The organism is Stenotrophomonas sp. STK16_22 (genome assembly GCF_051984505.1).
Lineage (GTDB): Bacteria > Pseudomonadota > Gammaproteobacteria > Xanthomonadales > Xanthomonadaceae > Stenotrophomonas > Stenotrophomonas maltophilia_A.
Map to the genome: position 1 here is coordinate 4369105 of NZ_CP196972.1, position 13538 is coordinate 4382642.

General features: G+C 67.2%; 15 protein-coding genes and 2 tRNA genes. 6 read left to right on the forward strand and 11 right to left on the reverse strand.

The annotated features are described in order from the left end of the window. Positions 1-536 precede the first annotated feature (536 nt). The 5 genes from ampE to ACSYAO_RS20195 form a co-directional block, all read right to left on the reverse strand. Positions 537-1424 (reverse strand): regulatory signaling modulator protein AmpE, encoded by an 888-nt coding sequence (ampE, locus tag ACSYAO_RS20175; RefSeq protein ID WP_032127176.1) that lies wholly within the window; start codon positions 1422-1424, stop codon positions 537-539. 134 nt (positions 1425-1558) lie between these two features. Then, a complete protein-coding gene (nudC, locus tag ACSYAO_RS20180; protein ID WP_049424057.1) occupies positions 1559-2464 on the reverse strand; it encodes an NAD(+) diphosphatase in 906 nt (301 codons plus the stop codon). Positions 2465-2610: 146 nt separating this feature from the next. Then, a complete protein-coding gene (gene erpA, locus ACSYAO_RS20185; protein WP_005419789.1) occupies positions 2611-3003 on the reverse strand; it encodes an iron-sulfur cluster insertion protein ErpA in 393 nt (130 codons plus the stop codon). A 31-nt stretch (positions 3004-3034) separates the two neighbouring features. Next, a complete protein-coding gene (locus ACSYAO_RS20190; RefSeq protein WP_006398829.1) occupies positions 3035-3499 on the reverse strand; it encodes a bactofilin family protein in 465 nt (154 codons plus the stop codon). A 4-nt stretch (positions 3500-3503) separates the two neighbouring features. Next, positions 3504-4247 carry a DUF6776 family protein gene (locus ACSYAO_RS20195; protein WP_019336613.1) on the reverse strand — a complete coding sequence of 248 codons (744 nt, stop codon included), beginning with the start codon at positions 4245-4247 and terminating at the stop codon, positions 3504-3506. A 179-nt stretch (positions 4248-4426) separates the two neighbouring features. Between ACSYAO_RS20195 and ACSYAO_RS20200 the strand changes: the two genes are divergently transcribed. From ACSYAO_RS20200 to ACSYAO_RS20210, 3 genes are read left to right on the forward strand one after another with little or no spacing between them, the layout of a single operon-like run. Then, positions 4427-5044: a DUF4126 domain-containing protein gene (locus ACSYAO_RS20200; RefSeq protein ID WP_149908980.1), complete on the forward strand. Its 618-nt coding sequence runs from the start codon at positions 4427-4429 to the stop codon at positions 5042-5044. Between the two features lie 44 nt (positions 5045-5088). Next, the gene (locus ACSYAO_RS20205) at positions 5089-6975 is read left to right on the forward strand and encodes an EAL domain-containing protein (protein ID WP_149908979.1); all 1887 of its coding nucleotides are present in this window, start codon (positions 5089-5091) and stop codon (positions 6973-6975) included. Position 6976: 1 nt separating this feature from the next. After that, on the forward strand, positions 6977-9175 hold the full coding sequence (locus tag ACSYAO_RS20210) for an ATP-binding protein (RefSeq protein ID WP_149908978.1): 2199 nt from the start codon (positions 6977-6979) through the stop codon (positions 9173-9175). A gap of 58 nt (positions 9176-9233) precedes the next feature. Here the strand turns inward: ACSYAO_RS20210 and bfr are convergent, their stop codons facing one another. The 3 genes from bfr to ACSYAO_RS20225 all read right to left on the reverse strand — a co-directional run bounded on the left by bfr (position 9234) and on the right by ACSYAO_RS20225 (position 10786). Next, entirely contained in the window at positions 9234-9704 is a 471-nt protein-coding gene (gene bfr / locus ACSYAO_RS20215; RefSeq protein WP_005419804.1) for a bacterioferritin, read from the reverse strand. Positions 9705-9847: 143 nt separating this feature from the next. Beyond that, positions 9848-10057 (reverse strand): (2Fe-2S)-binding protein, encoded by a 210-nt coding sequence (locus tag ACSYAO_RS20220; protein WP_005411309.1) that lies wholly within the window; start codon positions 10055-10057, stop codon positions 9848-9850. A gap of 108 nt (positions 10058-10165) precedes the next feature. Continuing rightward, the gene (locus tag ACSYAO_RS20225; RefSeq protein WP_032127170.1) at positions 10166-10786 is read right to left on the reverse strand and encodes an RNA pyrophosphohydrolase; all 621 of its coding nucleotides are present in this window, start codon (positions 10784-10786) and stop codon (positions 10166-10168) included. 120 nt (positions 10787-10906) lie between these two features. Between ACSYAO_RS20225 and ACSYAO_RS20230 the strand changes: the two genes are divergently transcribed. Further along, positions 10907-10983, forward strand: a tRNA-Met gene (locus tag ACSYAO_RS20230). A 55-nt stretch (positions 10984-11038) separates the two neighbouring features. Then, positions 11039-11113 (forward strand) — tRNA-Gln (locus tag ACSYAO_RS20235). Between the two features lie 280 nt (positions 11114-11393). Here the strand turns inward: ACSYAO_RS20235 and rpsI are convergent. Continuing rightward, positions 11394-11786, reverse strand: a complete 393-nt coding sequence (gene rpsI, locus ACSYAO_RS20240; RefSeq protein ID WP_005411311.1) for a 30S ribosomal protein S9 — start codon at positions 11784-11786, stop codon at positions 11394-11396. A gap of 2 nt (positions 11787-11788) precedes the next feature. Then, positions 11789-12217, reverse strand: a complete 429-nt coding sequence (gene rplM / locus ACSYAO_RS20245; RefSeq protein ID WP_005414692.1) for a 50S ribosomal protein L13 — start codon at positions 12215-12217, stop codon at positions 11789-11791. Between the two features lie 197 nt (positions 12218-12414). Between rplM and coq7 the strand changes: the two genes are divergently transcribed. After that, complete coding sequence (gene coq7 / locus ACSYAO_RS20250; RefSeq protein ID WP_049401665.1) at positions 12415-13059, forward strand: 2-polyprenyl-3-methyl-6-methoxy-1,4-benzoquinone monooxygenase; 645 nt, start codon at positions 12415-12417, stop codon at positions 13057-13059. Between the two features lie 87 nt (positions 13060-13146). Here coq7 and ACSYAO_RS20255 read toward each other — a convergent pair whose 3' ends face one another. Next, entirely contained in the window at positions 13147-13467 is a 321-nt protein-coding gene (locus tag ACSYAO_RS20255; protein ID WP_005411314.1) for a DMT family transporter, read from the reverse strand. Between the last annotated feature and the right edge of the window lie 71 nt (positions 13468-13538).

The window sequence follows — 13538 nt, forward strand, 5'->3', positions numbered from 1 at the left end:
GGCGGCGTTTGTCGATCATGGGGTTGGCCGGGCGGGATGGGTTTGCGGGGGACGCCGTGAATCCGTCCGTGGAGGCTTGGCCGCGGCTTGCTCGTGTGCGCTGTCCTGCGCACACGGCAAGACCGGGGTTGAGCCTCCTGCCCAACCCGCCCGAGGCATGCCTCGGGCCCATGCCGCGGACACCCCCGCAAACCCATCCCGCCCGGCCACGGACAGTTTCCGTGCGCGTCCACCACGGAAAAGAAAGAGAAGATCAAAAGCGGAAGCGGATCGCTTCGCTCTGCATCCACGCATGGCGTGGATCTACCGTGTCGACCAAGGTCGACACCTACCAACAGCCGCGGGAATCTGTCGAAGGCGGGGTGGGTCGGATGGCGGGGGTGTGAGCCGCATGGATGCGGCGACCAAGCCTCCATGGACGGATTCACGGCGTCCCCCGCCATCCGATCCACCCCGCCAGCCCGCAGCAATCCTGCCGTTGCCGTTGCCGTTGCCGTTGCTTCTGCAGGTGCAGGGCTGCAAGCCCTGCAAAGCAACTACGTCACCCAGCCTGCAATCACCAGCAGGGCCAGGATCGCCAGCCACAGCAGCAGCATCCTCCACACCAGGCTCATCGCATCCCGCAGGTCCGGCAACCGCTGCCACACCGGCAACAGCCCCGCCTCGGTGTAATCGTGCGCATCCTCGCGCAGCTCGGCATTGACGCTGGCCCGCGCCACCGCGCCGAGGAAGCCGATGTTGCCGGCCAGGCGCTCGCCGTGGGCCTGGCGCCAGGCCTTCCACGCCGTATCGAAGTTGCCCACCAGCGCCATCGAAAATGCCATCAGCTGCGCCACCGGCCACTCGATCCAGCCCAGCAGGCGCTGCGCCAGCGCCAGCGGCTCCACCGGCACGCGGGCACGCATCGGGCTTTCCGCCATCAGCGCCAGCAGCCGGTAACCGAGAGCACCGGCCGGGCCCAGCAGCAGGAACCAGAACAGCACCGCGAACCAGCGCCGCAAGGCGTTGAGCACGGTTGCCTCGACCAGTGACGGAATGTCCTCGCGCAGGCTGCCACCGGCCGCCTGCAGGTTACGCACCGCGGCCTGGCGCGTCGCCGCGTCATCGGCATCGATGATCGCTTCGATATCGCGGTCCAGATCGCGCGGGCCCCAGCACCACGCCAGCACCGCCACGCCCAGCAGCAGCGACGGCAGGCCGAACAGCACCCCACGCAGCAGCCACGCCAGCAGCGCCATCAGCAGCAGCGGCGGCAGCAGTGCCAGGGCAACGCCTGCCGGCCCCTGCCAGGCCTTGCCACCGCGCGCGTCCAGCCAGCCCAGCCAACGCCGGAAGCCGTCGAAACGGCGCAGCGAGGCGGCAGCGGCCGGGGCAACATGGCCCAGGGCCAGTGCCACCAGCACGGCGGCCAGAGTGGTGAACATGGCAGGTCTCCCTACGAAACAGAACGCTCGGCGTCGCTACCTTACCTGTCGCAGCGGCGCCCTCAGCGGTGAACCGGACTGTAACCCGGGCCGTGTTCAGGTGGCGGCAATACAGGCGCCACCGTCAGCCCCGCTCAGCCCTTCTGCTGCCGGTACCAGTGTTCGATCAGGCCGCGCGAAATCGAGATCGGCGGCGACAGGCGGATGCCCTGGCCATCGTCCTCCACATCGCGTGCCAGTGCCGCGCCGACCTCGTCGGCACTGAACCAGCGCGCATCTTCCAGCTCGCCATCCACGGTCGGCAGGTCATCCTGCGCCTGTGCACGGAAACCGATCATCAGCGCGCCCGGGAACGGCCACGGCTGCGAACCGAGGTACTGGCAGGCGGTCACCCGTACCTTGCTCTCCTCGTGCACTTCACGCACCACGGTCTGCTCGAAGGTCTCGCCGGGTTCCACGAAGCCGGCCAGCACCGAGTAACGCCGCGGTGCCCAGTTCGACTGCCGGCCCAGCAGCAGCCGGCCCTGGTTTTCCACGGCGACGATCACGGCGGGATCGACACGCGGGTAATGCTCGGTGGAACACTGCGCGCAACGGCCAACGAAGCCGCCACGGGCAAACGCCACGGCACCGCCGCACACGCCGCAGAAGCGGGTGCGCGAATGCCAGTAGGACATGCCGCGGGCATAGCTGAAGGCGGTCGCATCGGCCATCGGCCACAGCAGTGCGGCCTGGCGCAGGTCGAGGCGGCGCGGGGCCGTGACGGTAACGTTGGCGGCTTCGACCGAGAACCAGGCCTGCTCGCCACGCAGGCCAAGGAAGATCGCGGCACCGGGGCCGCCGCCGATGTCGGCGCCGGTCAGCGCCAGCGGCTGGTCGTCATCGCCGGTGAAGGCGCTGCCGTCCTGATCGAGCACGAGAATGCGCGCGCCCGGCCACAGGCGCGCCAGTGCATCGGCATCGTCGCGCAGGGCATCGGCGCGCTCCAGCGGTTCGCCAACGAAAGCGAAACCGGAAAGCGGCGAAGGAGTATTGGGCATCCGGCAAGCGTGCCGCCAATCGATGCAGGTGGCAAGTTCGGCGCTGTGCGCAATCTGCCGGTGTGGGCGTGCAGGCACAGCATCCACGCATGGCGTGGATCTACTGAGGTGCCAACCTTGGTTGGCACATTCCGGCCACAGGCCTCTTACATGCTGAAGCTGCTGCCGCAGCCGCAGGTGGTCTTGGCGTTCGGGTTGCGGATCACGAACTGGGCACCGGTCAGGCTCTCGGTGTAGTCCACCTCGGCGCCCATCAGGTACTGCAGGCTCAGCGGGTCGACCAGCAGGGTCACCCCGCTGGTCTGTACCGCCAGGTCATCCTCGGCACGGTTCTCGTCGAACTCGAACCCGTACTGGAAGCCCGAACAGCCACCGCCTTCGATGTACACGCGCAGGGCCAGGTCGGGGTTGCCCTCTTCCTGGATCAGGGATTTGACCTTGGCGGCCGCCGACTCGGTGAAGTTCAGCGGGCGCTCCAGCGACTGGTAATCGGGCGCGGCAACCGGGGTGGCGCCGGGCAGGGAGACTAGCGTGCTCATGGTGTCAGCATGGGGGTGCCGACGATGGCTTTCAAGCCATCGCCTCGGCCAGCTTGCGGCGTGCGGCGGTGTCACCCTTGCCGCCATTGGCCTCATCACCTTCCGGGGCCGGCAGGGCCGCCATCGGGGCGCTGGCATGGATCAGGCGGCCGTTCAGCTGGGCACCCGCATTCATCTCCACCACCTGGTAATGGACGTTGCCATTGACCCGCGCGCTCGGGGTCAGTTCGACCTTCTCGGTGGCATGCACGTCGCCGTCCAGGCGGCCACTGATGACCACCACCTGGGCACGGATCTCACCTTCGATCACGCCATGCTCGGCGACCGTCAGGGTCGCGCCGCTGGCGCCTTCGGCGGCGATCACCTTGCCGTGGATGCGGCCTTCTACATACAGGCCACCACTGAATTCCACATCACCGCGGATCACCACCTGGTTGCCGATCAGGGCATCCACCACCAGCTGGCCTTCACGGTTGGATTTGCTGCTTCCGAACATCTGCCTACTCCCCTTTGGCGGCCGGCGCACCGGCCTGTTTCCAGTCGAATACCTGGGTGGTACCCCCCGTACCACTCCCCAATGTCACCCGCACGCGTTGCGGGGTGAAGTCAGCCGGCAGCATCACGCTGCCGGTGAGCTGCTGGAAGTACCGGAACGAGTAATCCTGTCCCGGTACCTTGCTGCGCTGGTGCAGATCATCCCAGCTGATCGTGGCCAGCTTGCCGTTCTTGACGCCTTCCACGGTGAAACGCATCTGCCCCTGGCTGATGGCGCCGCGGTTGAGGTTCTGTGTCAGCACGGCGGTGTACTGCCAGGTGCCGGCCGCTTCCGGGCTGAACTCGATCGAATGGGTGTTCAGGCCCTTGCGCTGGCTGGTCGAACCCACCAGGCGCTCATAGAAGGCAACGTCGGCACGCAGGCCGGCGATTTCCTCATCGCGTTCGGCCAGCGAGGACTGCACCTCGGTGTTGGCGGCGCGGCTGATGCGGTCGGAGGCTTCCAGCGTGGCCTGCTTCTGGCGCAGTTCGGTCAGCTGCGCCTGCAACGTCTCGGCGCGCTTCTCGGCGGCCTGCAGGCGCTGGCCCTGTGCATCGCGCGGCGTGGCCATCCAGCAGCCACCCAGCACGGCCAGCACCAGGCTGAGCAGCCAGATGCCGCCGATCACCAGCAGGCGGCGACGGTCGGCCGGCGGTTGCGGCGCGCCGGGCAGGCGCACCTGCACGCGCATGGGAGGACGGTTGGTCATGGGTGGATTCCGGGGCATCGCGAGGGCGACACCGGTACGGCCCCTGTGGCAAACGACGGGCTAGTGTATGACAGGACGGGTGGGTTTCCTGCGCAGTGGCGAGCCACCGTCTGTGGCGTTCAGGCATGCCATCGTCGATAGTGTGGTCCCCTGCACAGTTCCGTCGCCGGAGCATCGCCATGACCGAAGCCCACCTGTTCGTGATCGGCATCCTGCTGGCCTGGCTGGCCGGCATCCGCGTCTACCTCACCGTGTTCGGTGTCGGCCTGGCCGGCCTGCTCGGCTGGGTCGACCTGCCGCCGGCCCTGCAGGCCACGGAATCGTGGTGGGTGCTGGGCACCTCGGCAGCGCTGGCGGTGACCGAATTCTTCGCCGACAAGATTCCCGGCGTCGACTCGGCGTGGGATCTGGTGCAGACCCTGGCACGCGTACCCGCAGGGGCCTTCCTTGCCGCAGCCACGCTGTCGCCGGATGGGCAGCTGGGCACCGGCGCACTTGCTGCCGGTGCCGGTGTCGCGCTGGCCAGCCATGGCCTGAAGGCCGGCACCCGCGCCCTGCTCAATACATCGCCCGAGCCTGCCAGCAACTGGGTGGCCTCCGCCGCCGAGGACACCGTGGTGGTCGGTGGCCTGGCCATGGCCCTGGCACACCCGTGGATCGCGCTGATCGTGGTGCTGGCCTGCAGCCTGGCCGGCGCGCTGCTGGTGTGGCTGGTCTGGCGCACCTTGTGGAAGGGCGTGCGCTGGCTGGCACGCAGTGCGTCGCCCGACAGTCCACGCCAGCCCGGTACCGGTTGATCGCCGGGCTTGTCGCATAATGGACGCGAACACCAGGAGCACCGATGGCCGCAAACGAATCCCCCGCGGGCGCCCGCCCGGGACGCGCTGAAACCCCTCCGGCCGATCATTGGCAACGCTGGACCGCTGAACCGGCGAGCGCGGTCGCCGCAGCGCCGGCCGCGGTTCCGCCGCTGGCCGCCTCCGACGCACCCGCATCGATCGGCAGCGCACCGCCGCCGTTGCCGGCCCCGGCCGTGCTGGCCGAGGCTGGCAACAACGACCAGGCGCCGCCGCCCTCCGATTCGCCCTACCGCGTGCTGATCGTCGAGGACGACCGCGCGCAGGCCCTGTTCGCACAGAGCGTGCTGCATGGCGCCGGCATGCAGGCGATCGTGCACAGCGATGCCGACGGCGCGCTGCAGGCGATCAAGGAGCATCGGCCCGACCTGATCCTGATGGACCTGCACCTGCCCGGCCTGGACGGCATGCGCCTGACCGCGCTGATCCGCCAGCAGCCTGGCCTGCAGTTGCTGCCGATCGTGTTCCTGAGCGGCGATCCGGACCCGGAACGCCAGTTCGAGGTGCTCGACAGCGGCGCCGACGATTATCTGAGCAAGCCGATCCGCCCCCGCCACCTGATCGCCGCCGTGGCCAACCGCATCCGCCGCGCACGTGCGCAGGCAGCGACCCTGCCTGGTGCTACCGGCGCACCGGCCACCAGCAATCCGGAAACCGGCCTGCCGACACGTCACCACGTGCTGCAGCAACTCAACGCCACCCTCACCCATCGCGACCGGGGCGGCGTGTTCTTCATTGAAGTGGCCAGCGCGCTGGGCCTGCGCGAACGCTATGGCTACGCCGCCTTCGAGCGCCTGATGGTGCAGGCCGGGCAGCGCCTGGCCGAGGCCGGCCATCCGCACCTGCTGGCACGCCTGAACGACAACAGCTTCCTGCTGCTGGCCCGCAATACCGATGAAGACAGCCTGGAAAGCATCGCCGCGACCCTGCGTGAGCAGCTCTCGGCACGCGCCTTCGTGATCCGTGATGATGAATCGGTGCATCTGCGCGGCGTGGTGGGTTACGCGCCGCTGTCGCCGGGCTTCGACGATGCCAACGCTGCACTGGAAGCGGTCGAGCGCACCACCCTGCAGGCACGCCTGCTCAGCGCCGGCGTGGCGGGCCACGTGCATCGCCAGGCCGTCACCGAACAGGAACACCTGGCACTGCTGGAAGGCCAGCTGGAGCTGGCCTATCAGCCGATCGTCGCCGTCGCCGGTGGCAACACCGCGCAGTACCAGCTGCTGCTGCGCCTGCGCCAGGCCGACGGCACGGTGCTGGCGGCCGGCCAGGTGATTCCCGCCGCCGAAGCGGCAGGCCGCATCGCCGACCTCGACCAGCAGGTGATGGACCATGCGCTGGGCCTGCTGGACCTGTACCGGCACGCAACGCAACCGCTGAACCTGTTCGTTTCGCAGTCGCTGCGCACCCTGCAGCGCGATGCCTTTGGCGACTGGCTGCTGGAATCGCTGCAGCAGCGTGACCTGCCCGGCAGTGCGCTGGTGATCGACGTGCGCCTGCCCGACGCGCTGATCCACACCGTGCCGCTGCAGCAGTTCTGCCAGCGCATGGCCGGCGCCGGCGTGCGCTTCTGCCTGAGCCAGTTCGAACCCAGTGGCGAAGCCGATGCACTGCTGACCTACCTGCCGCTGTCGTTCGTGCGCATGGCCGCGCGGTTCTCCAGCAGCCATTCCAACCCGGCCACGCGCGAGGAACTGCGCAAGGCGATCGAACAGGCGCATGCCGCCGGGCTGCAGATCATCGGCCAGCAGATCGAGGACCCGCAGGCCGCGGCAGCGATGTGGGTCGGCGGCGTCGATTACATCCAGGGCAACATGGTGCAGTCGGCCGGCAGTGACCTGAACTTCGACTTCCACAACGCGGTGCTCTGAGGTGCCGCTGTGGGGCGTGCTGCTGGTTGCCCTTGCTGCGGCCGTCGCACTGCTGCTGTTGGGCCTGCGCCTGCGCGCGCGCAGCCGGGCACTGGCCCAGCTGCAGCGCGAGCACAGCGCGCTGGCCGCCGAGCGCGACCAGCTGCGCCATACCACCGAACGCCAGGGCCAGCTGGAACAGCAGCTGCTGCAGGCCAAGCAGGCCGCCGAAGCGGCCGTGCTGGCCAAGGGCGAGTTCCTGGCCACGATGAGCCACGAGATCCGCACGCCGCTCAACGGCATCCTGCCGATGCTGGAGCTGATCGCGCGCGGGCCGCTGGGTGAAGACCAGCGGCAGATGCTGGCCACCGCTTCGGCCAGTTCACAGCAGCTGCTGCGCATCGTCGACGACATCCTCGACTACTCCCGGCTGGAAGCGCAGGCGCTGGAACTGGAGATCACCAGCTTCAACCTGCGCGACCTGCTCGATGGCGTGGTGCAGCTGATGCAGCGCGCCGCCGATGCCAAGGGCCTGTCCCTGGCCCTGCAGCTTGACCCATCGGTGCGCCTGCCGGTGCGCGGCGACCCGGTACGCCTGCGCCAGGTGCTGAGCAACCTGCTGGCCAATGCCATCAAGTTCACCGCCCGCGGCCAGGTGCAGCTGCGCGTGCAGCGCCTGGGCGAAGGTGCGGCCCAGCACCAGCTGCGCTTCGAGATCATCGACACCGGCATCGGCATCGATGAGGCACTGCAGGCACGCCTGTTCCAGTCCTTCAGCCAGGCCGACGCATCCACCACCCGCATCTATGGCGGCACCGGCCTGGGCCTGGCCATCTGCAAGCGCATCATCGACCTGATGCACGGGCACATCGGCGTGCAGTCCACGCCGGGCCAGGGCGCAACGTTCTGGTTCGAGATCCCGCTGCTGAAAGTACCCGGCGACCTGCCTGCGATGGCGCGCGCCCCCGCAGCGCTACTGTTGTTCAGCGCCGATGCAACGCTGCAGGCACGCATCGAGCGCATCGCCGCCCACCATGGGCTGCAGGTGCAGGTGCTGGCACAGCTGGATGCCGTGGTCGAGCGCCTGCGCGCTCCCGCGCGGCCCGGACAACCAGCACCGGCATGGCTGATTGTCGATTCCCGCACCCGCCGCAACGGCGAGGTCACGCTGCAGCAGGCGCTGGCCGAGCGCGGCGACGATGATGCACTGCAGGTGCTGTGGCTGCAGGAAGACACGCCTGCACAACGCCCGCGCCAACGCCAGCTGCTCCCGCATTTCGATGATGCAGCCCTGCATGCACTACTAGCGGCGCCTGCCACGCCTGCCCGCCCTGCCGCCCTGCTGGCCAATGCCGAAGAAGGCTTGCCCGCACCGACGCTGCCGCCACTGCACCTGCGCGTGCTGCTGGTGGAAGACAACACGGTCAACCGGATGGTGGCCGAGCATCTGCTGCGCGTGTTCCAGTGCGAGGTGCGCAACGCCGCCGACGGCGAGCAGGCACTGGCCGCCCTGCGCGAGGGCGGCGTGGACGTGGTGCTGATGGATTGCCAGATGCCGGTGCTGGACGGCTACGCCGCCACGCGCCGCTGGCGTGCGGAAGAAACGGAAACAGGGCGCTCGCGGTTGCCGATCATCGCGATGACGGCCAACGCCATGGCCGGTGACCGCGAACGCTGCCTGCAGGCCGGCATGGACGATTACCTGTCCAAGCCGATCGCACGCGCCACCTTGCATGCGCTGTTGAGGCGCTGGGGGCAGCGATCACGCGATGTCGTAGCGTCGAGCTTGCTCGACGGCGATGCATCCGGGGCCAGTGGGATCCCGCCAGCCGAGCATGGCCCGGCTCTACAAGAGACGAAAAGCCAAGCGGTGACGCAACCGGTGCTGGACCGTGATGTGCTGGACGAACTGCACGCGGTGATCGGCGATACCGCCCTCCAGATCGTCTCGGTGTTCCTGGAGGATGCGCCGGCGATGGTGCAGCAGCTGCAGCAGGCCGCGCAGAGCAGCGACGAGCCGCGACTGCAGGCAATCGCCCACAGCCTTAAATCATCGAGTGCGAACGTGGGGGCGTTGTCGCTGTCGGCAATCGCGCAGCGGATCGAGCACGAAGCCCGTAGTGGCAGCCTGCAGCGCCCCGCAGTGGCGGTGGCGCTGCTGGTTGCCGAATTCGCCCGGGCGCGCGTGGCGCTGACGGGCTACCTGGCACAGCATCGGTAGCGTCGAGCTTGCTCGACCATCGCCATGCTGATCACAGTCGAGCAAGCTCGACGCTACGTCACTCTTCCAGCTTGCTGAGCAGGTACTTCGGCTCGCCGATACGCTCGATCAGGTCGAGCTGGGTTTCCAGCCAGTCGATGTGCTCTTCTTCCGAGTCGAGGATCTTCACGAACAGCTGGCGGCTGACGTAGTCGCCCACCGAATCGGAGTAGGCCACGGCCTCGCGCAGGGTCACTACGCCGTCGCGCTCCAGCGACAGGTCGCACTGCAGGATCTCGGTCGGGTTCTCGCCGATGCGCAGCTTGCCCAGCGCCTGGAAATTCGGCAGGCCTTCGAGGAACAGGATGCGGTCGGCAAGCATGTCGGCATGCTTCATCTCGTCGATCGATTCCTTGTACTCGTGTTCGGCCAGCTCCTTGATGCCCCAGTTCTTCAGCATCTTGGCGTGCAGGAAGTACTGGTTGATCGCGGTCAGCTCGTTGTAGAGGACCTTGTTGAGGAATTCGATGACCTTGGTGTCGCCCTTCATGGGGGTGCTCCTGCACGCTGAAAACGCAGGCACTTTAACGCCTTGCGCGCGGCCGTGAAGGAACGCGAATCGTGCGCATTGGCCTGTGCGGCCGCACGTGAAGGATGCGAAAGCGCGGCGTCAACGCGCCGCGAAAGAGACGATCAGGCGACCTGGGCCAGACCGAGGACCGGCAGCGGCAGATCGTGGGTGGCACGCGCCTTGGCCAGCAGATCGCCGGCCATGTCCAGGCAGGAACCGCAGGTGGCACCACAACCGGTACGCATGGTCAGTTCGGCCACCGTGCTGACGCCATGGCTGGCGGCTTCGCGGATCTGGTGGTCGGTGACTCCGTTGCAGATGCAGACGTACACAGGCGTGAACCGGGCTGACAGGCCAAGAGTGGCCTGTTGGCTATTCCAATGGAAACGAGAATGGTTGTCAATCAGAGACCTGAACCATTCTCGATACGGTTCAGCCGGTCACGTAGCCGGACCATCGCCGGTGGCCTTCTTCGGCCAGTAGCCGCGGGTCCGTGGGCGCTTGCGTGGGCGGTCATGCCCGGCGGTATGGCCCGGCATCCAGGCCTCCGCAGCGCTCTTGGGCATGGCGGTCACGCCCTGCCCGGCCACCCCGCGCGCCAACGGCGCCAGATGTCGCAAGGCGCGCGCATAGACGCCACGCTTGAACATCACCACGTGCTCCACCGGGTACCAGAAGTCCACCCAGCGCCAGTGGTCAAACTCGGGGGAGTCGGTGTGGTCCAGCTTCACGTGGGATTCGTCGCCGGTCAGGCGCAGCAGGAACCAGACCTGCTTCTGGCCGATGCAGACCTGCCGCTCGTTGCGGCGGATCGCCCGCGCCGGCAGCTTGTAGCGCAGCCAGCCGGGCGTTGCCCCGAGCACTTCCACGTGCTCAGGCAGCAGGCCGGTCTCTTCCTGCAGTTCACGATACATGGCCTCGACAGGCGTCTCGTCGGTATTCATGCCACCCTGCGGGAACTGCCAGCCGTCCCGGCGCACACGTCGTGCCCAGAACACCTGGCCGTCCTGCCGCATCAGCACAATGCCGACGTTCGGTCGATAGCCGTCCGGATCGATCACGATGCGGACTCCTAAAAAATCTACTGGTCGGGACTATCCCATGCCGCCTGTCGGCCCACAAGCACGATACAAAAGTGTTGACAGGGGCGATACACATCCGCAGAATAGCGGGCTCACCAAGGCTATGTAGCTCAGCCGGTTAGAGCACAGCACTCATAATGCTGGGGTCGGTGGTTCGAGTCCACCCATAGCCACCACACTGAAAATCAAGTTGTTTTTCAGCGTGAAAAGTGAGAAAATAGTTGCACGTTTTGCCCCGTCGCCAAGCGGTAAGGCACCTGACTCTGACTCAGGCATTCGGTGGTTCGAATCCATCCGGGGCAGCCAAATTAAAAGCAAAAGGCCAGATCGAAAGATCTGGCCTTTTGCTTTTAATTTGGTCGCGCATTCCACCTTATCCCCGCGCCTGTCGGCGCACCCCCTTGAACAACAAGGGGGCCCTTCTCCAGACAGAGACCGGGGTCAGGCATGCGGACCACGGGTAGTGCCGGCCGCTGGCCGGCAACCAGGAAATCCACGACCCCAGAACGACAAAAGCCCGGCCGAAGCCGGGCTTTTGCTTGTCCAACCAGCGGGCTCCCGAAGGAGCCCAACCAGGCGCGGTAGATCAGCGCTTGGAGAACTGGGTGGCGCGGCGGGCCTTGTGCAGACCGACCTTCTTACGCTCGACTTCACGGGCGTCACGGGTCATGAAGCCAGCCTTGCGCAGCTCGGACTTCAGGGTTTCGTCGTACTCGACCAGAGCACGGGCGATGCCCAGACGGATCGCACCGGCCTGGCCGGTGGTGCCGCCGCCAGCGGCGGTGACCAGGATGTCGAAGCTTTCGGTGTTCTTGGTCAGCTCGAGCGGCTGGCGCACGATCATGCGCGCGGTCTCACGACCGAAGAACTCGTCCAGCGGACGGCCATTGACGGTGATGTTGCCCGAACCCTTGCGCAGGAACACGCGAGCGGTGGAGGACTTGCGGCGGCCAGTGCCGTAGTTTTGAGTGATAGCCATGATTAGATATCCAGAACCTGCGGCTGCTGTGCGGCGTGCGGATGCTCAGTGCCGGCGTAGACCTTGAGCTTGCGGTACATCTGGCGACCCAGCGGGCCCTTCGGCAGCATGCCCTTCACGGCGATCTCGATCACGCGCTCCGGGTGGCGCTCCAGCGCCTGTGCCAGGGATTCGGTCTTCAGGTTGCCGATGTAACCGGTGAAACGGTGATACATCTTGTCCTGCAGCTTCTTGCCGGTGACGGCAATCTTTTCTGCATTGATGACGACCAGGTAGTCGCCGGTATCAACGTGCGGGGTGTAGACCGGCTTGTGCTTGCCACGCAGACGGCGGGCCAGCTCGGTGGCGAGACGGCCCAGGGTCTTGCCCTCGGCGTCGACGAGGTACCAGTCGCGCTGGACGGTCTCGTTCTTGGCAGTGAAAGTGCTCATGAAGAACTCTAGGTTAGGTCGGGCTCATTGCGGCGAAAGGCTCGCCGGAACTCTGCCACGCGTTGTGAAAAGGTGAAGCGTAAGAGGCGGGATTGTACGCAGGTCAGCCCCCCGTTGCAAGCCGGCCCTTGACCGGGTTGGCAGGGGGACGGGGTCGGGCGAGAATCGCGGGGTCTTCCGCCCCACCGTGTACCGCCATGACCGTGCTCCGCCAGATCACCCCGCTGGACCACCTGCTGACCGAGGCGCAGCGCGCCCTGGACACGGTGTTCGGCAACCCGCCGGCGGCCCGCCCCTATCCGGCTGCGGACACCGACGAGCCGGGCATGGACAGCACCGAACGCCGCCACGCGGCCGGCCTGATGCGGATCAACCACGTCGGCGAGGTCTGCGCACAGGGCCTTTACTTCGGCCAGGCGGCCGTGGCCCGCGACCCGGCCACGCGTGAACACCTGCTGGAAGCGGCCCAGGAAGAAACCGACCACCTGGCCTGGTGCGCCACCCGCCTGGGCGAACTGGACAGCCGTCCGAGCCTGTTCAACCCGCTCTGGTACGCCGGCAGCTACACCATCGGCACCCTGGCCGGGCTGCGCGGCGACGGCTGGAACCTGGGCTTCGTGGTCGAGACCGAGCGCCAGGTGGAAGCCCATCTGGACGAGCACCTGGTCGACCTGCCGGCCGGCGACCTGCGCAGCCGCGCGGTCATCGCCGTGATGAAGGAAGACGAGGCCCGCCATGCGGACCACGCCGAACAGGCCGGCGCACGCCGCCTGCCGTTCCCGATCCCGGGCGCGATGGCGCTGGCTTCCAAGGTCATGAAGACCATCGCCTACCGGCTGTGACCGCCAGGTAGTGCCGGCCGCTGGCCGGCAACCACGCAGACGCCGCAGAAGATCCGGAGGTTGCCGGCCAGCGGCCGGCACTACCAGTTAATTGGGCGAGACCAGCTTCAGGCCGATCACACCGGCCACGATCAGGCCCACGCAGGCCAGGCGGGCCGGCGATGCGCTGTCGTTGAACAGGTAGATGCCCAGCACCGCCACGCCCATGGCGCCGATACCGGTCCAGATCGCGTAGGCGGTACCGACCGGGATGCTCTTCATCGCCTGGCTCATCAGGTACAGGCTGATCAGCGCGGACACGACCGTGGCAGCGGTGGGAAGGGGTTTGCTGAAGCCTTCGGAGTACTTCATTCCGAGGGCGAAACCGATCTCGAACAGGCCGGCCAGCAGCAGGTAGATCCAGGGCATGGGTGGGGGCTCCTTACCTTTTTTGAGAAAAACGAAACGGCCCGGTGTTTTCACACCGGGCCGTGGGTCGG